The organism is Candidatus Margulisiibacteriota bacterium, from assembly GCA_041650855.1.
Lineage (GTDB): Bacteria > Margulisbacteria > WOR-1 > O2-12-FULL-45-9 > XYB2-FULL-48-7 > JALOPZ01.
Genome location: JBAZKJ010000001.1, coordinates 554,686 through 577,827, shown reverse-complemented (window position 1 = coordinate 577,827; position 23,142 = coordinate 554,686). Strand labels below are relative to the sequence as shown.

The window sequence follows — 23,142 nt, the reverse complement described above, 5'->3', positions numbered from 1 at the left end:
GGCGCGGAAGTAAAGGGGTTAATAGCCGCGCCAGAGAAAGGTCCGGTCCGGGGCAAGACTGAGGTTCGGGTTGTAATAGGGGTCGTCAAGGGGGAGCCCCTTTCGCCATTTGGCCTGGAAGACGGCCGCGTCTTCCGGATACCAGGCCGTTCCCCGGGAGGCGGATTCAAGGTGGTAAAGGCGGGCTAACGGGGTATAAACGATCAGCAATCCTGCCTGCCGTAATTTATGGCAGAGGTCGACATCGCTAAGGATGACCCGGTAATTTTCATCTAAGCCGCCAACCCGCTCCCAGGCTTCACGCCGGATCGCCAGGCAAGCGCCGGTGACGGCGCCGCAGTCCCTGATGGCGTTCGCCAGGGAGAACTCGTTCTTGTTTTCCGGTTGCCGGGCAAAGGCGTGCAGGTGGCCGTAAGGGGATTCGATCACTCCCGCGTGTTGGATGGTCCCGTCCGGGTACAATAATTTGCCGCCGACCGCCCCAACCTCGGGCCGCAGCGCCTGTTCGACCAGCGCCGTTAACCACGCCGGCTCGAGCACTTCCGTATCGTCATTCAGTAATACCAGCACTTCGCCTTGAGCCTGCCCGGCCGCGAAATTATTTATCGCTGAATAGTTGAACTGTCCCGGCAAGTCGATAACCCTTACCCGGTTGGCCGGGGAGTCCGGCGCGGTGGGCCGCCCTGAGCCGTTATTAATAATGATCATTTCATAAGGCGCATAATCGGTTTTCGCCAGGATGGAGGCAACGCACTTTTCGATCAGATCCGGCCGGTCCCGGGTCGGGATAATGATGCTGACCAGCGGATGGTTTGGCAGGGCGTAGCGAACATGGTGCAGCCAAATATTGCCGCTCGCCTGCGGCCGGGCGTTAAGCCGGCGCCGCCGCAGGGCGTCCTCAAGCACCGCCCGCGTCCGGGTAAAGACGTCCGGCTTGGCGTCGGCTGACCCGGCGCAGGAGCTCGGGCTCATCCGCCAGTGATAAAGGACGGCGGGGAGATGGACGATCTTGCCGGTCAGCTCGGTAACGCGCAGCAGCAGGTCGTAATCCTGGCAGCCGTCGTATTCCCGCCGTAGCGGACCGGTGCGGTCCAGCAGGCTTTTCCGCAGGACGCACAGGTGGCAGATATAGTTGATGCCGAGCAGTAGGTCGGGCGACCAATCGGGTTTAAAGAACGGGTGGCAATATTCGCCGTCAACGCCGATCTTATCTTCATCGCTGTAAAGCAGATCGGCATCCCGGTCCGTTTGCAGCCGGGCCACTACCACCAGCAGCGCGTCGGCGGTCAATTCGTCGTCATGGTCCAGGAAAGCGACGAACTCGCCGTCGGCCAGGGCGAGCGCCGCGTTAGTGTTGTCGGCGATGCCGCTCCCGGCGGCAGTTTTAACCAATTTGATCCGCCGGTCGGCGGCCGTCAATTCCTGCAAAACCTGAGCGACGTCGGGGCGAGTGCTGGCGTCCGCGACGCAGAGCTGCCAGTTCTCGTAGAGCTGGCCAAGGACCGAGCCGAGGCTCAATCGCAGGATGCCGGGAGCGATATCGCAAACCGGCATGATCACGCTGATCAACGGCCGATAGGGAAAGGCCCTGGCTTGCGAACGGAGCCGCTCGACCGTCCGGGCGCTTAACCGGCGCCTGATCCAAGCGTCGTAGCCGAAGGCCGCTGGCGGAGTTTTTTGTTGGGGAGGACGCGCCCTAAAAAAAAAGAGAGCGCGAGCCAGGGACTTTAACCGCCGCGCCAGCTTATGAGGCCAGCTAGGGGCTTTGCTTTTGTCCAGCCGCTGCTGGAGAACAGCCGCTTCCGCCGACCGCTTGATGCCGTCAGCCAGGGCCGTTCGGAGGAGCGGCAGGTGCTTCCGGTAAAAACAACCGAGCAGGTCGCCGTCTTTTTCCGCGTCCGGCCGCCAGCTATGGGCCGCGCCGGGCCTGACGCGCGACAAGCAGAACGGTTCCGGCAAGTAAGCGAAGCGGCCGCCTTGTCCGCAGATCTTGAGCCAGAGATCCCAATCCTCCCAATCCGGCAGCGATTCGTCGTAGCCGCCGGCCGCCTGCCACGCGGCGCGGCGGAACAAGGCGCAGCGGGGGATAAAATCAGCGTGCAGCAGCCGGAGCGGCGTGAAGTCCCACGCCTTGACCGTTTCGTTCCGCGCGCCGAACGCTTCGCTGTCGGAATAGACAACGGCGACGTTCGGGTCGCTTGCCAGCAGCGGCAAGGCTTTTTCCAGGTAGCCGGGCCGGATAAAATTGCCGGAGTCGAGAATGAGAAGATATTTGCCGTTTACCGCGGCGATCGCGGTATTGAGCGCCGCCGCCCGCCCGGCCGCGCCGTGGGGGGCGAGGACGATCTCCGCCAGCGCCTTGTCCGCCTGTTCGGCGCTTTGCAGAGCGTCCGGCGGGAACGAGCCGTCATTCTCGCCGAGGATGATTATCGAGAGCAGGGGGCTATTTGTTTCGTTTGCCATTCGCTAATGCCGCCGGGTCGATCTGAGTAAGAGAGAAAAATGGAGAGGGAAGGATTTGAACCTTCGAAGGCGTAAGCCGTCTGATTTACAGTCAGATGCGTTTGACCACTTCGCTACCTCTCCACAAAAAAAGAACCCGCGCAAAGGCGAGCAAGTTAATTACCCGCCTTTGGCGGATTCGCAAAAAGACTACCGTTTCTTGGATTTCTTCCGGCCGCGGGCCATTTTGGCGCGGGAGATATCACCTTTCTTGTCGATGAAATAAAGGTATCCTTTCTGTTTCTTGATACCGCACTTCATTACTTTTTCTGCCATTTCATTTCACCTCCCTTTGTCTTAAGACTTCGTACAGGACAATGCCTGTAGCCACTGACGCGTTCAGGGAATTGATCCGGCCGCGCATCGGCAGGCGGACCACTTCATCGCAACGTTCCTTGACGAGACGGGAGAGCCCGGCCCCTTCGCTGCCGACGACAAAAGCGACCCCGCCCCGGTAATCTGCCTGATTATATAACCTCTTTCCGTCGATTTCAAGCCCGATTACCGTCAAAGATTCGTCCTGAAGCCGGCGGACGGCCTCGGCGATGTTGGGGACCCGGGCGACGGGGACCAGCTCGGCGGCGCCGGTCGAGACCTTGAAGACCGTTTCGGTTACCGGGACCTGGCGCATTTTTCTGATGACGATGCCGTGGACGCCGGCCGCCTCGGCGGTACGCAGGATGGCGCCAAAGTTGTGGGGGTCTTCCAGCCCGTCGAGGATGAGAAGGAACGGGGGCTCGTTCTTGGCCGCGGCGGCCGCCAGCAGGGCTGACAGGTCGCAGTACTTAAACATTCTCGAGAGCGGCGGCAAAGGCCTGCAGCGCCTGGTCGACCTGCGCCCGGGTGACGTTGAGCGGCGGGATCAGGCGCATGACCGTGCCGTCGGCCCCGGTCGGGATCATCAGGACACCCTGCTTGAGGCACTGGTTCATGATCGACTTGACCGGGGGGTTGGCGCCAAAGTCGACGCCGATCATCAGGCCAAGACCGCGGACATCCTTGATCGCCGGATATTTCTTTTGCAGTTTTTTCAGTTCGCCGATCAGGTAGCCGCCCAGCTTGGCCGCGTTGGCCAGCAGTTTTTGCTCTTTGATCACCTGCAGCGTCGCGATCGCGGCGGCGCAGCTGACCGGATTGCCGCCAAAGGTCGAACCGTGGGCGCCGGGGGACCATTTGGCCATCACTTCCGCTTTGGCCAGGCAGGCGCCGAGCGGCAGGCCGGAGGCGATCCCTTTGGCCAGGGCAATAATGTCGGGAGATACTCCGGCGTGCTGGCAGGCGAACCACTTGCCGGTGCGGCCGATCCCGGTCTGGACCTCGTCAAAGATCAGCAAGGCGCCGTATTGGTCGGCCAGCCGGCGCAGCCCCTGGAGGAACTCTTTTTTGACCACGATATAGCCGCCTTCGCCGAGGACCGGTTCAATGATGATCCCGGCGATCTGTTTGGTCTCCAGCAATCCGGCAACGACCTTGAGATCGAGCGGGGCGACGTAGACTTCCGGCAGGAGCGGCTCGTAACCGTCGCGGTATTTCATTTTTGAAGTGGTGATGGAAAGAGCGCCGAGCGTCCGGCCGTGGAACCCCCCTTGAAAAGCAATGATCCCCGGCTTTTTGGTCGCGTACTTGGCCAACTTCAAGGAGGATTCGATCGCCTCGCTGCCGCTCTGGCAAAAGAACGCCTGCGCGTCCTTCAGCGGGGCGACCTTTTGCAGCTCTTCCGCCAGTTTGACATAACCTTCGTAATAAGCGACGCCGATGCAGGTGTGGAGCAGGGTGTCCGCTTGCTTTTTAACAGCGGCGGAAACTTTCGGATGGCAATGGCCGATCACGCAGCAGGCGATGCCGGTGGCGAAATCGAGATACTTTCTGCCGTCCAGGCCGATCAAGTAACCGCCCTTGGCTCCCTTGATCTCGAAATCGTCGAAATATTTGCCGAGGACCGGGGACATGACCTTTAAACCGCGTTGTTTTAATGTTGGCATGATACTTTTATTATACGCTAAAGTTATGCTATACTTCAACCAATGTCGCGGCTGCTTTCAACTTTTATCGTCTGCTGTTTGCTTTTCTGCGCCGCTCAAGCGGCAGGCCCCAATCAGCTGATCGTCAAGTTCAAGGCGCGCGGCGTATCCGCCTCATCGGTCCGCGCGCTGGCGGCCAAATATAATGCGGTCGAGGTCAAGCCGCTTTATGCCGCCGCCTTGCGGATCCGCCCCGACTGGACCTATCTGGCGGACGACTATCTGGTCGTCCTGCCCAAGGACAAGGACGCCAGCGCGGCGGCGGACGAATTCCGGCAAGACGCCAACGTCGTTACCGCCGCTCCCGATTCGCGCGTCCGCGCTTTTGAGGTCATCCCCAACGATCCTTACTACCCCCAGCAGTGGGGATTGCCGAAGATCGCGGCCCCCCAGGCCTGGGAAAAGACGAGCGGCACCAACGAGGTCCTGGTCGCCGTCCTCGATACCGGGATAAATTATAACCACGAAGATTTCGTCGGCCGCGTTAACCTGGCCTACGCCAAGGATTTCGTCAACGACGACGACGACCCGCTGGACGATTACGGGCACGGCACGGCGATCTCCGGCGTGATCGGCGCGGTCAGCAATAACGGCAAAGGGATCGCCGGCCTGGACTGGAACTGCAAGATCCTGCCGATCAAGGTCCTGGACAGCACGGGGAGCGGGCTGGTTTCCACCATTTCCCAGGCATTGGCTTACCTGGCGGCGCTCAAATCGACCGGGGTCAATGTAACCGTGGCGAACCTGAGTTTGGGGCAGTATAACACCGGGGTCGACCGTTACGCGGAAGAGAACCCGGCGAACCTCAGGGACCGCTGCCAGGACGCATACGATGAGGGGATAATCCTGGTGGCCGCCGCCGGCAACGGGAGCGTCGATTGGAACACTTATCCCGCCGTCTATCCGACCGTTATCGCGGTCGCCGCGACCGACACCGGCGACAAACGATCGGTCTGGACCGGGATCGACAGCGAGACCGGCCGGACCCAGGCTTCCAATTACAGCCGGAAAGATGTTGTCGGTTACGCGGACAGCCTTTGGGTCGACGTGACCGCCCCCGGCAGCGCCATTTACACGACCGACAAGGACGGCGGTTACAGCAGCGGCTGGAACGGGACCTCCCTGGCTTCGCCCTACGTCGCGGCGCTGGCCGCCCTCGTCAGGGGCTTGAGCCCGGGCATGACGGTCGACAAAGTGATGAGCCAGATCAGCGAAGCGGCCGACGACATCGATGACCTGAACCCGCTGTACAAAGGAAAACTGGGGAGCGGACGGATCAACGTTTACCGCGCCCTGGCCGGGGTGATCTCCGAGATCGACGCGCCGCCGAGCGGGACCTACGCCCGCGGGATCGTCGAAGTGACCGGCAAAGCGGGCGGCTGGAACTTCCGCTCTTTCCAGCTGGAAGCGCTGCGCGGCGGCTCCGTGGAGGCGCTGATCACCAGCAGTTTTGTTTCGGTCGAAGCGGCCGGCCGCCTGGGGCTCTGGGATACGGCCGGGCTGAACGGCAATTACACGGTCCGCCTGCGGGTGATCACGGCCGATCTGGCCTCGGCTGACGCCTCGGTCGCCATTATAGTGGACAATACGTCGCCGGAAGCGGCGATCACGGCGCCGGCCGCGGGGGCGGCGGTCACCGGCCGGCTCCAGATCGTCGGCAAAGCCACGGACGATCACCTGGACAACTACCGGCTGGAGTACGGCCCGGGCCTGAACCCGACCGCTTTCCAGGCGATCGGCCAATACTATAATGCGGTAAGCGGCGGCGCGCTGGGCACCTGGGAAACAAGCGGACTGGCGGGCGTTTACACTATCCGTTTGACCGCCACCGACCTGGCCGGCAACGTTGGCCAGGACAGCGTGATCGTGCAGGTCGAGCGGCAAACCCCCACCAAAGAGGTTGAGCCGCAGCCGGGCGTCCCTTTGGCTTACGCGCTCCCCAATCCCCTGAACCGCTCGGCCACGGCCGAGACCGCGTTCGTTTATTCTCTGGCCGGCAATTTCGACGCGACCATCTATTTGTTCGACCTGAACGGCAACCTGATCTGGCGGCAAAATTACTTAGCGGGCGAGGACGGCGGGAAAGCCGGGCACAACGGCCCGGCCTGGAACGGCCGGAACCAGTACGGGGAGCCGGTCGAGAACGGCGTTTACTTCTACCAGATCACCGCGGACCGGAAAGTCATCGGGCGGGGCAAGATAATCGTCCTCAACTAAAAGTTCATCGTCCCTTCGAACGAGATCAGTTTCGCCTTGAAGTCGTCATTATGGTTCTTATTGTTGATGTAATCCACCTGCTTGATCGAAGCCAGCACGTTAAAGTTTGACAGCACCGGATTGTCGACCGGGATGGTGATGTTCATGCTGATCGTCGTAGTGGTCTTGACCAAGTCAAGATCGACCACCGAACCGGCCTGGACCTCGCCCTTGTTGATCTCCTGCGACAGGTCGTAGATCAATTGCCCCCAGCTGAAAACCTGGTAGCTGGCTTTGCCATTGGTCACCGTTTTCGGCCGGGCGTCGCCGGTCAAGAGATTCTTGGTGATCTTCTGGTTGTAATCCGCCCCGACCGCCAACTGCGGCAGGAAGGGGAGGGTCAAAGTGGCGTTGGCCGTGGTGGTCTGGTTCTGCGTTTCCGTGGTGACCGGCGCGGTCGGCGAGTTATTCTTGTTCTTGTAGTCCTCGGAGATAAAGCCGAAGGTCAGCGGCAGGATCGGTACCGGGCTCAGGTTGAGCGTGTAATTCTGCGACAAGGTATCGGTCAGGGTCGAAACCGGCACGGTGCCCTGCGGGCCGGTCTGCCGGGTGTTGGCCACGGCAAAGTGGGTGTTGAGCCGGGCGAACGAGAGCGAGAGCGGCGTGAAGTCGAGATCGCCGGCCTTGGCGCTGCCGGTCGCTTTGTAGAGAGAACCGGTTTCCGGGATGGTCTCGCTCTTGCTCCCGTTGACGCCGAGGGAAAGGAAAGAGAACGGCGTCAGCCGGGCCGAGCCGGCGGTGCGCAGGCTGAGCGGGTTTTCCCCGCCGGTCACGTAAGAGGTCCGTTCCTGCCGGTTATGATCGAGCGAGCCGGTCAGGATCGAGAACGGGGTCAGGTCCATGTGGTAGGTCTCGTTCTTGGTCTTGACCGAGCTTTCCGGGGTCGGCAGCGACTTGAGGTCCTGGTGGTCCTGGAACGAGGCCCGGGCGATCCACTTTTGCAAAAAGAGCATCGTCAGGTCGAGCTGGGCGTTATAGGCGTTGTCGATCGACTGCGTGTTGTTGGCGACGGTTTCCTGCGAGTTGAGGCCGGTCGTTTCGTTGTACTGGAAATCGATCCCCGCGGAAAAACGGTCGGTAAACTTCAGGCCGCCGCCGGCGCGGTAATAATCGATCGTCGAGGTCGAAAGGTTCGCCGTGCGGTCGACAGTGTCGGTCTTGGACGTGGTCTTGCGCAGTTCGTATTTCTGGTTCAGGGTCAACGGCCCGCGGGACCAGTCGACCGGGGCCAGGCCGGCCGAATAGGATTCCTGGAGATTGTCGCTGTTGTGCAGGGCGTCGTTGGCCAACGGGTCGTCGAGCGAGTCGAAACGGCGGTAACCGAGATCGAGCTTGGCCAAGCCGCCCGGATTGACGCCGGTCGCGATCGAATGGTCGTAGGTGCGCAGGAAAGTCTTGCGGGTGGTGCCAATCGGGCTCTTGTTGAACTTGTACGAGTAGTTGCTGAAGAACTGCTGCCAGGTCGGCTTGAAGTTCATGTTGTACTCTTCGTATTCCGAGCCGTTGCCGATGGCGGTGCTGCCGAGCGGCGAGAAATCGAAACCGATCCGCTTGGTCGTACCGTTGATCGTCAGCATGTCGCCCCAGAGCCGGGTCTCGGCGCCGAGCCGGAAAGCGGTGTCGGTCTTGACCTTGGTGCCGGCCACGACCCCGGAGGCCGACTGGTAGTTGTACTGGACCGAGATCGCGTCGAGCGTGGTCGGGGTGATGTAGTAGAAATTGAACTGGCCGGGCTTGGTATAACTGATGAAATAATCGATGTCCCGGTTCAATAATTTATTGTTGACGAAGATCTGTTCGGAGCCGTCGATCAGGTCGGCGCCGGAATGGAGGACGTAGGTCTTGGTCCCGCTGCCGCTGAACGTTTCATTGGTCGTTTCCGCCACAAAGACCTGGTCGCTCTCGCTCTTCGCGTAGGAAGAGTCGATCTTGAAGACGTCGCCGATCTTGAAGCCGCCGTCCAGGCCGAAAGCCGACTGGGCGATGTCGCCGCTTTGGTCGGAAGACGAGGGGACGTACTGGTAGATCACCTGGAAATTCTTGGTCGTGGACAGCTCGGTGTTGAAGGTGATCGACGGGTTGGTGTTGTTGTAATTGATCGAATAGCCGGTGTCGCCGGCATTGGCGTCGAAACTGGTGTTCCGGGTGTAGGTCGTGATGGCCGAAGCGCCCTGTTCCCAGACCTGGACCGTTTCCGTCCCCGGCACGATATTGAGCGTGTTGCGCAGATAGTACGGCCCGCGGGTGCCGTCGCCGACCCCGCTGTACTTGCTGACGATGCTCTTGGTGTAACCGTAAGTGACGGTGATCTCGTCGGTCGGCTGGATGTTAAGCCGGTCGTTGTTGAGCCAGAGGGAGCCGGTATCGTAGCCGTCGCTCGGGTCGCTCCGGTCGGTGATATAGGCGAGCGGCACGTTGGGGGTCACGATTGTCTGGCCGGTCGGGTCGCTCTCGGTGGTCGGGACGGCGTAATCGACCTCCCAGGTCAGTTCGCGGCTCACGCCGCCCTGGAAGAGCCGGACCACGATGGCTGCCTCGGCGGTGGTCGCGACCGGCCGGTTCTTTAGGTAAATGATATGCCCGTTGGTGATCGCGGTTTGGCCGGTAAAGGATTCGATCACCGAGGTGGGGGCGCTGGTGGTGCTTTTCTTGGCCGACTCACGCAAATAGGTGGCGCCGAGCTTCAGCTCTTTCGGGAACTTGGAAGGGGTTTCCGGCGGCAGGGCCAGTACGCTGTGCCGGTAGCCGATCTTGATCTGCGACGTCGGCCCGATCACCACGCCGAACAGCATTTCCCCTTTACCGTAGTCGATGGTGTAATCGAGGTCCCGGACAAAAAGCTTCCCGTCAACCTCGACCCGCTCGCTCTCGGGCACCAGTTGCCGAAACGAGGTCCGGTAGGGCCCGCGGCTGCCGATGCCGGAGACCATTTCCACTTCGCCGGACGTCTGGTAATAGGAATACTCGATCGCCAGCGCTTCTTCCGAAGTCGGCAGGAACCTGGTCATCAGCTTGATCTCGCCGGTATCGTAACGGATGATATAATCTTCGTTCTTTTTCAGCTGGGTCCCCATAAAGGAGAGGGTTTCACTGAACTTGACCAACGGGGCGTTGCGCACCCGATAACGGCCGGACGATTCTTCTTCCTGGACCTCGGGCTCGGCCGAGCCGGAAGAGGGGAAAACCTCCCGCGCGGGCGAAATTACCGGCTCCTCTTTGGGCGCGGGCTTGCCGAATTTTTCCGGGTCGATGGTAAAGCGGCTCTGAAAACCGAAAAAGTCGCGTTTGGAGAGCGACGGGAAGAACAGATCGAGGATGTTGGTGTATTCGTAAGAGTACTTGAACTCGTCGGTCTCGTTGAGCAGGCGGTTGAAGGTCACCTTGCCTTCAAAATAATCGATGGTGTAATCGACGTTGCGCGTCAGGTAGATGCCGTTGAGCTGGATCTGCTCCGAGCCCTCGACGATCGAACCGTGGCCGAGATTATAGGGGCCTTTGGTATTCGTCCCTTTTTGCGAGGTCAGCGCCTGGGTTTGCGACTTGAGCTTCGCGGAAGGGACGGCGACGACGTCGTACCAGGGCTCCTTGGCGGTCAGCATGACGCCGTTCAGGTACTTGGAAGCGGAAACGAACTCGTTGCCGGTAAAGTTGGCGGTAAAATCGCCGAAGGTCAGCTCGGTGTTGTAGTACTTGACCTTGACGTCGAACTTTTCCGGCGTTTCCGGCTGCTGATCCAGGTCATAAGCGACCGAGAGATTCTCCGACAGCTGGCCGAGGATCCGGAGCTGCAGCCGTTCCTGCCAGGGCCCGCCGGAATAGGTCTGGTAGTAGCCGCCGAGCTGGGTCAGGCCGGAGAAGTAGTTCCGGGCGGGGTCAACCTCGACCTTTTTCTGTTCCCATTTCTTGAAGCCGGAGATGTCGATCTGCGGGTAGGCGCTTTCCGCCAAGGCAATGGCGGCGGACAGCATAATAATAATGAAAGCGGCGGCGAGCTTTTTCACACGCCGTATTATAACATCAGGCGTATTTTTTGACTACAATGATCGCGTTGTGGCCGCCGAAACCGAAAGAACTGGAAAGGGCGGTAGTGATCTTCAGCGGCCGGGCCCGGTTCGGCACGTAATCGAGGTCGCACTCCGGATCGGGATTCTCCTGGTTGATCGTGGGCGGAGCGACCTGATGCCGGATCGACATGACGGTGGCGATCGCCTCGACCGCGCCGGAAGCGCCGAGCAGGTGGCCGACCATCGATTTATTGGAGCTGATCGCCAGCTTGTGGGCGTGGTCGCCGAAAGCGGTCTTGAGCGCCATGGTCTCGTATTTGTCGTTCAATTCGGTCGAAGTGCCGTGGGCGTTGACGTAATCGATCTCCTCCGGCTTAAGGTTGGCGTCTTTGAGCGCCGCCCGCAGGGCGCGAGCCGCCCCTTCGCCGCCGGGGGCGGGGGCGGTGATGTGGTTGGCGTCGCCGCTGGCGCCGTAGCCGATGATCTCGGCCAGAATATTGGCGCCGCGCGCTTTGGCGAACTCCAGTTCTTCCAGGACCAGGATGCCGGCCCCTTCGCCCATGACAAAGCCGCTGCGCGCCTTATCGAACGGCCGGCTGGCGCGGGTTGGTTCGGCGTTCTGGTTCGACAGGGCGCCGGCCGCGATAAAGCTGGCCACGCCGAGCGGGGTGATGGCGGCCTCGCTGCCCCCGGCGATCACCGCCTTGGCGGCGCCGCGCTGGATCGTTTTATAAGCTTCGCCGAGGCAGTGGGTGCCGGTCGCGCAGGCGGTGACGATGCAGAGGTTCGGGCCTTTGGCGCCGGTCTTGATCGAGATCATCCCGGCCGCCATGTCGGTGATCATGTAGGGGACGGTGAAAGGAGAGATGCGGCTGGGGCCCTTGTCCTTCAAGGTGTAAGCCATCTCTTCCAAATAATCGATGCCGCCGATCCCGGAGCCGACGATCACGCCGATGTCGGCCGCGTTCTCGGGCGTGATGGCCAGACCGGCGTCCTGGACGGCGAGCTGGCCGGCGGCGATGGCGAATTGCAGGAAGCGGGCCAGGCGGCGCGCCTCTTTTTTGTCCATGTAGAGGGAGGGATCGAAATCGTTGACCTGGGCGGCGATCTGCGTGTCAAAACCGGTCGGGTCGAAGTGGGTAATGCGGCCAACGCCGCTTTTACCGGCGGACAGGTTCTCCCAAAAAGCGTCCTTGCCGATGCCGATCGGGGTAATGGCGCCGAGGCCGGTGATCACTACCCTGGGGTTCAGCAATCTTTCGCCTCCGCGGCTTCCTGGACCAGCTCTTTAACGATCTGGGCGGCCGGCTTGATCGACCGGTCGGGGATCTTCCAGACGTATTCGCCCGAGAAGACCACGCCATGCTCGACGTCCCCTTTCTGGGAGTTGATCAGCGCCTGGATGATGCAGTATTCCAGGGAACAATGCTTGAGGCAGAAATCGCAGCCGACGGGGCGGGGGGCTTTTTTCGCCAGGATCTTTTCGACGAATGCCGACTTGATCGCCCGGCCCGGCATGCCGACCGGGGAAGAGATCAGGACAACGTCATCCTTGGTCGCCGTTTGGTACTTCCGCTTATATTCCGGGGCGGCGGCGCACTCCTCGGCCAGGACGAAGCGGGTCGCGATCTGCACGCCGGACGCCCCCATTTTCAGGGCCCGGCACATTTCCGCGCCGTTGATGATGCCGCCGGCGGCGATGACCGGTAAATTGACCGCCTTCAGGACCTCGGGGAAGATATCCCAGACGGAGCGGTCGGTGCCGAGGTGCCCGCCCGCTTCCTTGCCTTCGACCACGATCGCCGCGGCGCCGAGCCTTTGGGCGGTCTCGGCGAGGCGGGCGGAGGAGACAATCGAGACGATGGGAGTATTCCCGTCCCGTCCAACCTTGAAAATGTCTCGGGAAAAACCAGCGCCGGTGATGATCAGGTCGATCTTCTCCTGAATGGCCGTCTGGACAATTCCCCAGAACTCCCGGGCGGCAAACATGATGTTGATGCCGACAATGCCTCCCCGCGCCAACCCCCGCGCGATCTGGATCTCTTTCCGCAGCTCGTCAAAAGCCATCCCGGAGGCGCCGATAATGCCGATCGCGCCGGTCGCGGCGACCGCGCCGGCGAGCGTCCCGGTGGAGATCCTGACCGCCATCCCTCCCTGAATGATCGGGAGCCGGGCGGTCAGCTTATCTATTTTGAGCTGCGGCAGGTCCATGTTTTACTTCTTTCCGTGTTGCATCACGTAATTAATGGTATCGCCGATCGTTTTGATCTTCTCGGCGTCCTCGTCCGGAATTTCCATCCCGAACGCCTCTTCCAACGCCATGACCAGCTCAACGGTGTCGAGCGAATCGGCGCCCAGGTCGTCGACGAAAGATGACTCGCGCTTCACTTCCGCGTCGGAAACGCCGAGCTGCTCGGTGACCACCTTTTTAACTGCTTCAAAAGCCTGATTTTCGTCCATGTTCCACCTCCTCCTTATTAAACTCTAAATACTAAACTCTAAACTACATGTACATTCCGCCATTAACGGCCAGGACCTGACCGGTAACGTAATCGGACTCCGGGCCCGACAGGAAGAGCGCCGCGCTGGCGATGTCTTCCGGCGTGCCCAGCTTGCCGAGCGGGATCTGCTCCATCATTTTTTTCTTAACGTCCTCGGACAATTTGTCCGTCATCGCGGTTTGGATGAACCCGGGGGCGATCGCGTTGCAATTGACCCCCCGCGAAGAGAGCTCCTTGGCCACCGTCTTGGTAAAGGCGATGACCCCGCCCTTGCTCGCCGCGTAGTTGGCCTGGCCGAAATTCCCCATCTGGCCAACGATCGAGGCGATATTCACTATTTTACCGCACCGCTGCTTCATCATCAAGGTGCCAACTGTCTTGGTGCAGTTAAAGACGCCGGTCAGGTTGACGGCCAGGACGGCGTCCCACTCCTCTTTCTTCATCCGGACCAGCAAGTTGTCCTTGGTGATCCCGGCGTTGTTGACCAGGATGTCGATCCGCCCCAGGGCGGCGACGATCTCGCCGACCGCTCTTTCCACGTCGGCCGGATCGGCGACGTTGGTCTTGACCGCCAGCGTTTTGACGCCGAGCGCGGCGATCTCTTTGGCCGTTTGCTGCGCCAGCTCCAGATTGATGTCGGAAACGACGATGTTCGCCCCGGCCTTGGCGAACGCGACGGCGATCGCCTTGCCGATCCCCTGGGCCGAGCCGGTGACCAAGGCGACCTTATCCTTTAAATTCGTCATAACTTTTTACCTCCACGCCGGCGTTGATCTTCTTGATCAGGCCGGTCAAGACTTTGCCCGGGCCGACTTCCACGAACGAGTTAACTCCGGCAGCGACCATTTTATTGATCGAATCTTCCCAGAGGACAGAACCGGTAACTTGTTTAATTAACAGCTGTTTGATCTCGGCGGCGGCGGTGACGGGAGCGGCGGTCACGTTAGCGTAGACCGGGATCGCCGCGTCCTGGAAGGTGATCCTGTTCAGCTGCTCCGCCAGTTTATCCGCGGCCGGCTGCATCAGCGGGCAGTGGAAAGGGGCGGAGACGGCGAGCGGGATGATCTTTTTGACGCCGGCCGCTTTCAGCTTCCCGGCGGCAGCGTCAACGCCTGACTTGGTCCCCGAAATAACGACCTGGCCGGGCGAGTTAAAGTTTGCCGGCCAGACATTGCCAACTTCTTTACAAATGTTAGCGATCGCTTGCCGGTCGCCGCCAAGGAGGGCCGCCATCGCCCCCTGGCCGGCCGGGACCGCTTCCTGCATATACTGGCCGCGGAGGTTAACGGTCTTGACCCCGTCCTCGAACGAAATGACGCCGGCGGCATATAACGCCGAGTATTCGCCGAGGGAATGGCCGGCAAATGTCACGGGTCGCGGGTCACGGGTCGCGAGTCGCTCATACATGGCAGCACTAACGGTGAAAATAGCCGGCTGCTGGATAGCGGTTTTCTTGAGTTCATCCTCGGGGCCTTCCAGGACGATCTTTTTCAGGTCAAAGCCGAGGACGGCATTGGCCCGGTCGAGATATTTTTCGGCCAGCTCTTTCCCCATCCCCACCGACTGCGACCCCTGGCCCGGGAATACGAAAGCGGTTGTCATTTAACCTCGTAATTCTTTGATCTTGCGGGTGAGCAAGGGGACGTATTCGAACAGGTCCCCGACAATACCGTAAGTCGCGACTTTGAAGATCGGCGCATCCGGGTCCTTATTGATCGCGACGATCGTGTCCGAAGACTGCATACCGGCCAGGTGCTGGATCTTGCCGGCGATACCGCAGGCGATATAAAGTTTGGGCGAAACAGTTTTCCCGGTCTGGCCGACCTGGTGGTGAGCGCTGATCCAGCCGGCATCGACGGTAGCGCGCGAGGCGCCGACCGCGCCGCCGAGGACGGCAGCCAGCTCTTCGATCAATTTGAAGTTCTTCGCTTCCTGCAGGCCGCGGCCGCCGGAGACGATGATCTCCGCTTCGGCCAGGTTCACCTTAACGCTCTCGTCCTTAATGACCTCCAGCAGTTTAACGGCCAGGTCTTCGGCGCCGATCGCCGGCTGGAATTTAATGACTTCGCCCTTTTTCGGGTTAGCAACCTTGACCTTCTTAAAAACTTTAGGGCGGACCGTTGACATCTGCGGCCGGTGCCGGACGGTTTGAATGGTCGCCATGATGTTGCCGCCGAACGCGGGCCGGGTCTGCAATAAAATTTTCTTGGCCGGATCGATATCGAGGCCGGTGCAGTCGGCCGTTAAGCCGGCGCCGACCCGGATCGCCAGGCGGGCGGCGAGATCGCGGCCCATGGTCGTCGCGCCCAGGAGCATTATTTCCGGTTTGTACTTGGTGATCGCCTCGGCGACCGCGCTGGTGTAGGGGGCGGTGTGGTAATGCTTAAGCTCCGGATGGGTGATCAGGTAAACTTTATCCGCGCCGTAAGCGAAAAGGTGTTCGACCTCTTCCTCAATAGCGGCGTCGCCGCAGAGGATGGCGCAGATCTCGGTCTTCAGGTCGCCGGCCAGTTTTCTCCCTTCGGTCAGGAGCTCATAAGCGACCGCCTGGACCTTGCCTTCGCGCTGTTCGGCGAAAACCCAGACGCCTTTAAAATGCGAGAGATCGTGGTCGGTGCCGCCGAGCTCTTTTTTCAGCTCGATCGCGCCGAACTTGCAGGACTCGACGCAGGCGCCGCACAGGGTACAGGTGTCAAGGTCGATGACCGCGACTTTTTTTCCCTTGCCGGGAGCGTCGGCCGGGCGGTCGATCATTTTGATCGCCGCGAACGGGCAGGCTTTGACGCAAAGAGTGCAGCCCGTACATTTATCCAGTAAGATTTTAATGCTCATCAGATCGTCTTCCTCTCTTTGAGCTTGCCGAGCAGTTTATCCACGATCTCCGCCGGCTCGCCGGCCAGGATCTGGCCGCCGCCTTTCGCCGGCGGGGTGAAGATCCGGACGACCGAAGTGGGGGAGCCGTTCAGGCCGAGGTTCTTGGGGTCGCCCTCGATCTGCGCGGCGTTCATCATCTTAACTTCCGCTTTTTTGGCCCGCATCATCCCTTTGAGGGAGGGGAGGCGCGGCTCGTTCATCTGTTTGACGACGGTAATAACGGCCGGGAGAGGGCATTCCACCTTTTCGTTGTTCTCCTCCAGCATTCTTTCCACCGTCAGCTTGGGACCGTTGACCTCGACCTTGACCGCGAAGGTGACTTGCGGTATGCCCAGCCATTCGGCGATGCCGGGACCGACCTGGGCGGTATCGCCGTCGATCGCCTGCTTGCCGCAGAGGATCAGGTCATAATGCCCGAGCTGCTTGATCGTTTGCGAGAGGGTGTAGGAAGTGGCCCAGGTGTCGGAGCCGGCAAAGGCGCGGTCGGAAACGAGCACGACTTCGTCCGCTCCCATGGCGACCGTCGTCTTGAGCGCTTCGGCCGCCTGCGGCGGGCCCATGGTGACGACCGTTACTTTGCCGCCGTGTTTTTCCTTTAACTGCAGGGCGGCTTCGACGGCATTTTCGTCGAAAGGGTTAACAATGGAGGGAACGCCTTCGCGGATGAGGGTGTTGGTCTCCGGATTGATCCGGACCTCGGTTGTATCCGGAACCTGCTTGATACAAACGATGATGTCCATGCTACTTCGAAGAAGCCAGCTCTTTGATCAGCGAAAGGGCGATCTGGTTCCGCTGGATCTGGTTCGTCCCCTCGTAGATCTGGGTGATCTTGGCGTCGCGGGCCATCTTCTCGACCGGATACTCCTTCATGTAGCCGTAGCCGCCGAGGATCTGGATGGCGTCGATCGTCACTTTCATCGCGACGTCGGACGCGAAGAGCTTTGCCTGGCAGGCGGGGAGGGTAAAGTCCTTGGCGCCGGCGTCGATCATCCGGGCGCAGGCGTAGACGAGCGAGCGGGCCGCTTCGATCTGGGTCGACATGTCGGCCAGCATGTGCTGGATCGCCTGCAGCGAGCTGAGCGGCTTGCCGAACTGGACCCGCTCGCGGGCGTACTTGAGCGCCTCATCCAGCGCCCCCTGGGCGATGCCGACCGCCTGGGCGCCGATGCCGGGCCGCGTCATATCGAGCGTCTTCATCGCCACGATGAAGCCCATCCCTTCCCGGCCGAGGATCTGGCTCTTGTGGACCTTGCAGTCCTGGAAGACGAGCTCGCGGGTCGCGGAACAGCGGATCCCCATCTTGTTCTCTTTCTTGCCGAAGGTGAAGCCGGGCATCCCTTTTTCCAGGATAAAAGCGGTGGCGCCGCGCGCCCCCTTGTTCTTGTCCGAGATCGCGATCACGGAATAGGTTTCCGCTTCGCCGCCGTTGGTGATCCACTGTTTGGTCCCGTTAATGATGAAGTAGTCGCCGTCTTTTTTGGCGGTCGTTTCCATGCCGGCCGCGTCCGACCCGGCGTTCGCTTCGGTCAGGCCGAAAGCCGCCAGTTTTTTGCCGGCGGCGATGTCGGGCATGTATTTCTTTTTCTGTTCCGGGGTGCCGAAGAGGAGGATCGGGGTCGAGCCGAGGGCGGAAGCGGCAAAGGAGACGCCGACGCCGCCGCAGATCCGGCTGATCTCCTCGGTGGCCAGGCAGAAATTAAAAACGCTCTGGCCCATGCCGCCAAGGTCTTCCGGGATGTAGAGGCCGCAGAGGTCCGCCGCCGCGTAAGCTTTTAACGCCTCCCAGGGGAATTCGCCGGTCTCGTCCCATTCCGCCCGCTTGGGGAGGGCTTTTTCCAGAGAAACTTTCCGGGCCAGGTCGCGGACCATCTGTTGTTCTTCGGTCAAGCCATAATCGAGCATAACTTACCCCCTACCATTTGATCAGATTCGAGCCGTAGGTTAATCCGGCACCAAAACCAGAAAGGATCAAAAGATCGCCTGATTTTATCTTCCCTTCAGCCAGTGCTTCGTCCAAGGCGATGGGGACGGAAGCTGCCGAGGTATTGCCGTACTTGTGGAGATTAACATAAACCTTTTCCTTTGGCAACCCCATCTTCTTGCTGACATGTTCAATTATCCTGATATTGGCCTGATGGGGGATGAAGAGGTCGATGTCGGCGATCGTTTTTCCCGCCTGAAGCAGGATGTCCCGGACGGAGGTCTCGAGCGCCCGAACGGCGAATTTGAACACTTCCTTGCCGTTCATCTTGATAAAACGGCCGTTTTTCTCTTCCGGGTCGCGCGAACCGCCCCCCGGCATCGTCAGAAAATGGCCGAGGCTCCCTTCCGCCCGGATCAGGCTAGCCAGGACCCCCTCGTTCTTATCGGTCGCGGTTAAAACGACCGCTCCGGCCCCGTCGCCGAAGAGGATGCAGGTGCCGCGGTCGGTCCAATCCAAGTATTTAGTTAAGGTATCAGCGCCGACCAGGAGGATCGTTTTGAACTGGCCGCTCTGGATCAGGCTGCTGGCGGCCGTTAACCCGAAGTTGAAGCCGGAACAGGCGGCCGAGAGGTCGAAAGCGGCCGCGTTGGTCGCCTTAATTTTCCCCTGGAGGATGCAGGCGGTGGACGGGAAGAGCATGTCGGGGCTGCAGGTGCAGACGATTATCAGGTCGAGCTGGTCGGGAGAAATTTTCGCGGCGGCCAGCGCCCGTTCGGCGGCGATCAGCGCGAGGTCCGAGGTCGCGGTCCCCGCGTCCGAGACCCGGCGCTCCTTAATGCCGGTCCGTTCCTGGATCCAGGCGTCATTGGTGTCGACGATCTTGGAGAGGTCGTCATTCGTGACGATCTTGCTGGGCAGAGCCGAACCGGTCCCGAGTATCTTCGCTTTCATCTTGCCTCCATTTTTGAGATACAGCCGACCAGGTCTTCCTTGACCGCCTCGATCGCGACCCGGACGGCGTTCTTGATCGCTTTCGCCTTGGCCCGGCCGTGCGCCTTGTAAACCACGCCGTTAATGCCGAGCATCGGCGCGCCGCCCGCCTCGTCGTAATCGACGCTCTTCTTGATGTTGCCGAGCGCCGGCAAAAGGAGAAAAGCGGCGAACTTGGTGATCAAATTCTTGTTGAGCTCCTGCTTGAGGAGATTGACCGTGTAGGCGCTGATCGATTCGCCGAATTTTAATATTAAGTTGCCGACAAAGCCGTCGGCGACCACCACGTCGACCTTGGCGGAAAGGATCTCCTTCGATTCCACGTTGCCGACAAAGTTGATCCGGGCTTCCTTGAGGAGCGGCCAGCTTTCCACTGCCAGCTGGTTCCCTTTTTCCTTTTCTTCGCCGATGTTGAGCAGGCCGACGCGCGGGTTCTTGATGTGCATGACGTGCTCCGCGTACTGGGCCCCCATTTCGCCGAATTGCTGGAGATGTTTCGGCTTGCAATCGACGTTAGCGCCCATGTCTAACAGTAAGATCGGGCCCGCCGGGGTAGGGAAAATAGTGGCGATCGCCGGGCGTTCAATGCCGGACACCCGCCCCAGCCCAAAGAGGCCGGCGGCCATAAGCGCGCCGGTGTTGCCGGCCGAGACGACGGCGTCGGCCGCTTTATTCTTGACCAGAGAGATGGCGACGTTGAGGGAAGAATCCTTTTTTTGCTTGACGGCGGCAACCGGTGGCTCGTCATTGCCGATCGTTTCGGTGGCGTGGACAATGGAGAGGTTTCCCCGTTTTTTGTACTGGGAAAGCTCTTTTTCGAGCCGCGGTTTATCGCCGACCAGACTGATGCTGACCGGGTATTCAAGGGAAGCGAGAACAGCGCCTTTGACTATCTCGCCGGGGGCGTGATCGCCCCCCATGGCGTCGAGGGCGATCCGGATCACTCTTTAGGTCCCTTCTGTTTCCCTTTCTTCTCCCCTTTCTTTTCCTTGAGCTTGATGACCTGCTTCCCCTTATAGGTGCCGCAGTTCATGCAAACCTGGTGCGGGAGAGCCGGGGCGCCGCATTGCGGGCATTTGCCGATGTTGGTCGACTTTAAACGATAATTGGAAAACCGCCGCTTTCCCTGCCTGATGTTCGAGTGTCGTTTTTTCGGTACTGGCATTTTATTTCTCTCCTTTATTGCTCTGGCACCCGCCGCAGATGGTCTGCAGCGGTAGGGCCAGGATCAAATCTTGCCGGGCCACCTCGTTCAGGTCCAGGGTATTGTCGGGCTCGATCCGGTAAACAAAATCCTCGTCACGGAGCTCGACCTCTTTCCCTTTCTGGACAGTGACCTCCCGCGGATTTTTCGAGTATTCTTCGGAAATATCAGCGGCCAGCGAGGTGGTGAACATCTTCCCGCAGCGCGAACATTCCAGCTCGAACTCAGTCTCCGCAGTCCCATCCATCAGGACCAGGGGGCCGGTGTTGGCCAAATGGAGCCTGACATGGACCGGCTTGGTCGCCCTCAGGCCGTCTTCGGCGAAGTTGACCTTCAACTCCTCGTCAATATTGGCCTCATTACCCGTATTCCGGAGGAGGTCTGTCAGGTCAAGTCTCACAACAACGTCAAATTATATCATTTAGCCCGGGGGTGCGCAAGGTCGTAGACCTTTTTCAGGCGTTCCTTGGTCACGTGGGTATAGACCTGGGTGGTCGACAGGGAGACGTGGCCCAGCAGCTCCTGGACCATCCGGAGGTCGGCTCCCCCCTCCAGAAGGTGGGTGGCGAACGAATGGCGGAGAGTATGGGGGGTCACTTTTTTCTGGAGCCCCGCCTTTTTGGCGTAGAAGTGGATCAGCCGCTCCACCTGCCGGGGCGTTAACCGGCTCCCCCGCCGGCCGACAAAGAGGGCGGCGGACTTAGCCCCCTTGAGGAGCTCTTTCCGGGCGCCGGCCAGATACTCTTTCAGGGCTGTCCGGGCGTGTGAGCCGTAAAGGACGATCCGCTCCTTGGAACCCTTGCCAAAGACCCGAATCTCGTTATCATCCTGGTCGAGGTCATTAACGTTGAGCCGGGTAACCTCAATGACCCGCATCCCGGTCCCATAGATCATTTCCAGGATCGCCATATCCCGCTTCCCGGGCGCCTTGGCGCTGTCAACCGCGTTGAAAAGGGCCTTGATCTCCTCCGGGTAAAGGAAATTCGGCAGTTTTTTCGGCAGCTTGGGTGTTAACAGGTTTTGGAAAGGATTGGCCCTGATCTTTTTCTCTCTTTGCAAATAACGGAAGAACGAACGGGCGGCCGACAGCTTGCGGGCGATCGACCGGCGCGAGTATTTCTTCTTTTCCAGCGCCAGCAGGTACTCCCGCGCCGCCAGCCGGTCGACGTCCTGCCGGTCGAGGAACTTGACGAGGAACCGGAGATCGCGCGCGTAATTGCTGGCCGTGTGGTCGGAATAACGCCGTTCGTTGCGCAGGTAATTGAGATAGGCGGGGAGGAGGCTAGAGTCCATATTGCGCCCGCTTGTCGGCGGTCAGCGGATAATATTTCCCCTTTTCTTTGATCCAGGCTTCTTTCTTTTCGACCGGGCGGGTATCGAGATGGACGGCGTTCTCATCGACGTACAAACCGAGGCCGTTAACTCCTTCGATCGTTTCCGCGTATTTGAAGACATCCTTGGCCGGGATGCCGTCCAGCGTGATGTGGGCGGCTTTCCCCTTGGAGTGCCAGCTGATCTTTTCGCGCTTCATCGCTTCGATCTGGTCCTCACAGTAATAGCCGGCCAGGACCTTGGGCCGTTTCTTGAAATGGACGGCGATGTTCTCCAGGATACCGACCAACCCGAGATGGATGCGGTATTCGTTCCGGCATTTCCCGCATTTGCAGGCAAAATCCTTGTGGTTAAAATTCTCGCTCAGGTTCCCCATTACATATATTATATGGGCTTTTTGTTGACTAAGCAAACCACGGTTGTTAAAATGGCCTTATGAAAAAAACAATTGTCGCCTTTGCCGTTTTACTCTTTGCCTTGTTAGCCGTTAGCTTGGCCGGTTGCGGGACCGGAGTGGACACGACCACGACCACCGCCGCGCCGGTCACAACGACCACTTCCGCGCCCGCCACTTCGACCACCACGATCGCCACGACCAGCACCACGACCACCACGACTACCACGACGACCAGCACTACGACCACGACGGTCTGGTCGCCGGAAACCAGCTCCACGGCCGAGGACCTGCTGGGAATGTTCGCTTACGGCACCGGCAGCAGCAATTACCGGGCCTGGGCGGTCGGTAAAAGCGGGAAAATAATCTCCAGCTCATACTCTACTCCCGGCAATTGGTCGGTCATTGCCAGCGGCACGCCGGAAACGCTGCGCGGCTATGAGTATTTCTGGGCTGCGGGCATAAACATCGAACTCTTGCCGGGCGACAACGGGCTCATCTTGCGGAGCACGGACAGCGGGTGGACCTGGGCGCCGCTGACCAGCGGCACGACCGAAGATCTGTACGGCGCTTCGCTCGTCAGCACGCTTGAGGCGTGGGTCGTCGGCAACAATGGGTTGGTCATGCAGACGTCTGACGGCGGCGCGAACTGGTCAACCCAGAGCAGCGGGACCAGCTATGACCTGAGAAAGGTCCAGTGTATTACCACCGCCTACGGCGTCGCGGTCGGAGCGGGCGGGACCATTATCCGAACGGCCAACGGCTCCAGCTGGAGCACGCGAACGAGCGGCACGACCGGGACATTGCGAGCGGTCTGTTTCCCCGGCAGCCAGCTGCATATCGGCTGGGCGGTTGGCGACGGCGGCACGATCTTGAACATCATGAATTGGGACAGCGGCGCCTGGTCGCCGCAAAGCAGCAGGACGTCAGCAGACCTGTACGGGGTCAACTTTATTAATACTTTTGAGGGTTGGGCGGTCGGGACCGGCGGGACGGTCCTCCATACGACGAATAGCGGGGCTGATTGGGAAATTCAGGGGAGCGGGACGGCCGCGGACCTATACGACGTATTTTTTCTTTCCAGCACCGAAGGGTGGGCGATCGGCGCCGGCGGCACGATATTTAGATACGCGCCCTGAT

The 23,142-nt window shown here is 60.2% G+C and carries 21 protein-coding genes and 1 tRNA gene; 2 read left to right on the top strand and 20 right to left on the bottom strand.

The genetic code is table 11. The features are described from left to right. Positions 1–18: 18 nt before the first annotated feature. The 5 genes from WC529_02835 to WC529_02815 form a co-directional block, all read right to left on the bottom strand. Complete coding sequence (locus tag WC529_02835) at positions 19–2,463, bottom strand: glycosyltransferase (protein ID MFA5113215.1); 2,445 nt, start codon at positions 2,461–2,463, stop codon at positions 19–21. A gap of 40 nt (positions 2,464–2,503) precedes the next feature. Next, positions 2,504–2,586: transfer RNA gene (locus tag WC529_02830), tRNA-Tyr, on the bottom strand. Positions 2,587–2,652: 66 nt separating this feature from the next. Continuing rightward, the gene (locus WC529_02825) at positions 2,653–2,778 is read right to left on the bottom strand and encodes a hypothetical protein (protein ID MFA5113214.1); all 126 of its coding nucleotides are present in this window, start codon (positions 2,776–2,778) and stop codon (positions 2,653–2,655) included. Between the two features lies 1 nt (position 2,779). Beyond that, the gene (gene rlmB, locus WC529_02820) at positions 2,780–3,295 is read right to left on the bottom strand and encodes a 23S rRNA (guanosine(2251)-2'-O)-methyltransferase RlmB (GenBank protein MFA5113213.1); all 516 of its coding nucleotides are present in this window, start codon (positions 3,293–3,295) and stop codon (positions 2,780–2,782) included. Then, entirely contained in the window at positions 3,288–4,484 is a 1,197-nt protein-coding gene (locus tag WC529_02815; GenBank protein MFA5113212.1) for an aminotransferase class III-fold pyridoxal phosphate-dependent enzyme, read from the bottom strand. The genes rlmB and WC529_02815 overlap by 8 nt, the downstream gene beginning before the upstream one ends. A gap of 42 nt (positions 4,485–4,526) precedes the next feature. Between WC529_02815 and WC529_02810 the strand changes: the two genes are divergently transcribed. Then, entirely contained in the window at positions 4,527–6,740 is a 2,214-nt protein-coding gene (locus WC529_02810) for a S8 family serine peptidase (GenBank protein MFA5113211.1), read from the top strand. Here WC529_02810 and WC529_02805 read toward each other — a convergent pair. The 15 genes from WC529_02805 to WC529_02735 are packed head-to-tail and all read right to left on the bottom strand — an operon-like array spanning position 6,737 to position 21,984. Beyond that, positions 6,737–10,780, bottom strand: coding sequence for a hypothetical protein (locus WC529_02805; GenBank protein MFA5113210.1), 4,044 nt, complete (start codon positions 10,778–10,780; stop codon positions 6,737–6,739). The two genes, WC529_02810 and WC529_02805, sit on opposite strands and share 4 nt — an antisense overlap. A 16-nt stretch (positions 10,781–10,796) precedes the next feature. Continuing rightward, complete coding sequence (gene fabF, locus WC529_02800) at positions 10,797–12,038, bottom strand: beta-ketoacyl-ACP synthase II (protein ID MFA5113209.1); 1,242 nt, start codon at positions 12,036–12,038, stop codon at positions 10,797–10,799. Then, entirely contained in the window at positions 12,032–12,994 is a 963-nt protein-coding gene (locus WC529_02795) for a nitronate monooxygenase (GenBank protein MFA5113208.1), read from the bottom strand. Before WC529_02795 ends, fabF begins: the two co-directional genes overlap by 7 nt. A gap of 3 nt (positions 12,995–12,997) precedes the next feature. Then, positions 12,998–13,243 (bottom strand): acyl carrier protein, encoded by a 246-nt coding sequence (gene acpP, locus WC529_02790; GenBank protein ID MFA5113207.1) that lies wholly within the window; start codon positions 13,241–13,243, stop codon positions 12,998–13,000. Between the two features lie 43 nt (positions 13,244–13,286). Beyond that, the gene (gene fabG, locus WC529_02785) at positions 13,287–14,030 is read right to left on the bottom strand and encodes a 3-oxoacyl-[acyl-carrier-protein] reductase (GenBank protein ID MFA5113206.1); all 744 of its coding nucleotides are present in this window, start codon (positions 14,028–14,030) and stop codon (positions 13,287–13,289) included. After that, positions 14,011–14,886, bottom strand: coding sequence for an ACP S-malonyltransferase (fabD, locus tag WC529_02780; protein MFA5113205.1), 876 nt, complete (start codon positions 14,884–14,886; stop codon positions 14,011–14,013). The genes fabG and fabD overlap by 20 nt, the downstream gene beginning before the upstream one ends. Continuing rightward, on the bottom strand, positions 14,887–16,116 hold the full coding sequence (locus WC529_02775; GenBank protein MFA5113204.1) for an electron transfer flavoprotein subunit alpha: 1,230 nt from the start codon (positions 16,114–16,116) through the stop codon (positions 14,887–14,889). Further along, a complete protein-coding gene (locus tag WC529_02770; protein ID MFA5113203.1) occupies positions 16,116–16,898 on the bottom strand; it encodes an electron transfer flavoprotein subunit beta/FixA family protein in 783 nt (260 codons plus the stop codon). The genes WC529_02775 and WC529_02770 overlap by 1 nt, the downstream gene beginning before the upstream one ends. 1 nt (position 16,899) lies before the next feature. After that, entirely contained in the window at positions 16,900–18,060 is a 1,161-nt protein-coding gene (locus tag WC529_02765) for an acyl-CoA dehydrogenase family protein (GenBank protein MFA5113202.1), read from the bottom strand. A 10-nt stretch (positions 18,061–18,070) separates the two neighbouring features. Beyond that, a complete protein-coding gene (locus WC529_02760; protein MFA5113201.1) occupies positions 18,071–19,033 on the bottom strand; it encodes a beta-ketoacyl-ACP synthase III in 963 nt (320 codons plus the stop codon). Next, positions 19,030–20,013, bottom strand: coding sequence for a phosphate acyltransferase PlsX (gene plsX / locus WC529_02755; protein ID MFA5113200.1), 984 nt, complete (start codon positions 20,011–20,013; stop codon positions 19,030–19,032). Before plsX ends, WC529_02760 begins: the two co-directional genes overlap by 4 nt. Next, positions 20,013–20,237 carry a 50S ribosomal protein L32 gene (rpmF, locus tag WC529_02750; protein ID MFA5113199.1) on the bottom strand — a complete coding sequence of 75 codons (225 nt, stop codon included), beginning with the start codon at positions 20,235–20,237 and terminating at the stop codon, positions 20,013–20,015. The genes plsX and rpmF overlap by 1 nt, the downstream gene beginning before the upstream one ends. A gap of 1 nt (position 20,238) precedes the next feature. Beyond that, the gene (locus tag WC529_02745; protein MFA5113198.1) at positions 20,239–20,676 is read right to left on the bottom strand and encodes a DUF177 domain-containing protein; all 438 of its coding nucleotides are present in this window, start codon (positions 20,674–20,676) and stop codon (positions 20,239–20,241) included. Between the two features lie 17 nt (positions 20,677–20,693). Next, positions 20,694–21,569: a tyrosine recombinase XerC gene (gene xerC / locus WC529_02740; GenBank protein ID MFA5113197.1), complete on the bottom strand. Its 876-nt coding sequence runs from the start codon at positions 21,567–21,569 to the stop codon at positions 20,694–20,696. Further along, the gene (locus tag WC529_02735) at positions 21,559–21,984 is read right to left on the bottom strand and encodes a hypothetical protein (protein ID MFA5113196.1); all 426 of its coding nucleotides are present in this window, start codon (positions 21,982–21,984) and stop codon (positions 21,559–21,561) included. The genes xerC and WC529_02735 overlap by 11 nt, the downstream gene beginning before the upstream one ends. Before the next feature lie 59 nt (positions 21,985–22,043). Between WC529_02735 and WC529_02730 the strand changes: the two genes are divergently transcribed. After that, the gene (locus WC529_02730; protein ID MFA5113195.1) at positions 22,044–23,141 is read left to right on the top strand and encodes a YCF48-related protein; all 1,098 of its coding nucleotides are present in this window, start codon (positions 22,044–22,046) and stop codon (positions 23,139–23,141) included. The last annotated feature ends 1 nt before the right edge of the window (position 23,142 follow it).

Coding starts and splice junctions, on each gene's coding strand:
- WC529_02835 (MFA5113215.1), bottom strand. CDS start 2,463: ATGGCAAACGAAACAAATAGCCCCCTGCTCTCGATAATCATCCTCGGC.
- WC529_02825 (MFA5113214.1), bottom strand. CDS start 2,778: ATGGCAGAAAAAGTAATGAAGTGCGGTATCAAGAAACAGAAAGGATAC.
- rlmB (MFA5113213.1), bottom strand. CDS start 3,295: ATGTTTAAGTACTGCGACCTGTCAGCCCTGCTGGCGGCCGCCGCGGCC.
- WC529_02815 (MFA5113212.1), bottom strand. CDS start 4,484: ATGCCAACATTAAAACAACGCGGTTTAAAGGTCATGTCCCCGGTCCTC.
- WC529_02810 (MFA5113211.1), top strand. CDS start 4,527: ATGTCGCGGCTGCTTTCAACTTTTATCGTCTGCTGTTTGCTTTTCTGC.
- WC529_02795 (MFA5113208.1), bottom strand. CDS start 12,994: ATGGACCTGCCGCAGCTCAAAATAGATAAGCTGACCGCCCGGCTCCCG.
- acpP (MFA5113207.1), bottom strand. CDS start 13,243: ATGGACGAAAATCAGGCTTTTGAAGCAGTTAAAAAGGTGGTCACCGAG.
- fabG (MFA5113206.1), bottom strand. CDS start 14,030: ATGACGAATTTAAAGGATAAGGTCGCCTTGGTCACCGGCTCGGCCCAG.
- fabD (MFA5113205.1), bottom strand. CDS start 14,886: ATGACAACCGCTTTCGTATTCCCGGGCCAGGGGTCGCAGTCGGTGGGG.
- WC529_02775 (MFA5113204.1), bottom strand. CDS start 16,116: ATGAGCATTAAAATCTTACTGGATAAATGTACGGGCTGCACTCTTTGC.
- WC529_02770 (MFA5113203.1), bottom strand. CDS start 16,898: ATGGACATCATCGTTTGTATCAAGCAGGTTCCGGATACAACCGAGGTC.
- WC529_02765 (MFA5113202.1), bottom strand. CDS start 18,060: ATGCTCGATTATGGCTTGACCGAAGAACAACAGATGGTCCGCGACCTG.
- WC529_02760 (MFA5113201.1), bottom strand. CDS start 19,033: ATGAAAGCGAAGATACTCGGGACCGGTTCGGCTCTGCCCAGCAAGATC.
- rpmF (MFA5113199.1), bottom strand. CDS start 20,237: ATGCCAGTACCGAAAAAACGACACTCGAACATCAGGCAGGGAAAGCGG.
- xerC (MFA5113197.1), bottom strand. CDS start 21,569: ATGGACTCTAGCCTCCTCCCCGCCTATCTCAATTACCTGCGCAACGAA.
- WC529_02735 (MFA5113196.1), bottom strand. CDS start 21,984: ATGGGGAACCTGAGCGAGAATTTTAACCACAAGGATTTTGCCTGCAAA.
- WC529_02730 (MFA5113195.1), top strand. CDS start 22,044: ATGAAAAAAACAATTGTCGCCTTTGCCGTTTTACTCTTTGCCTTGTTA.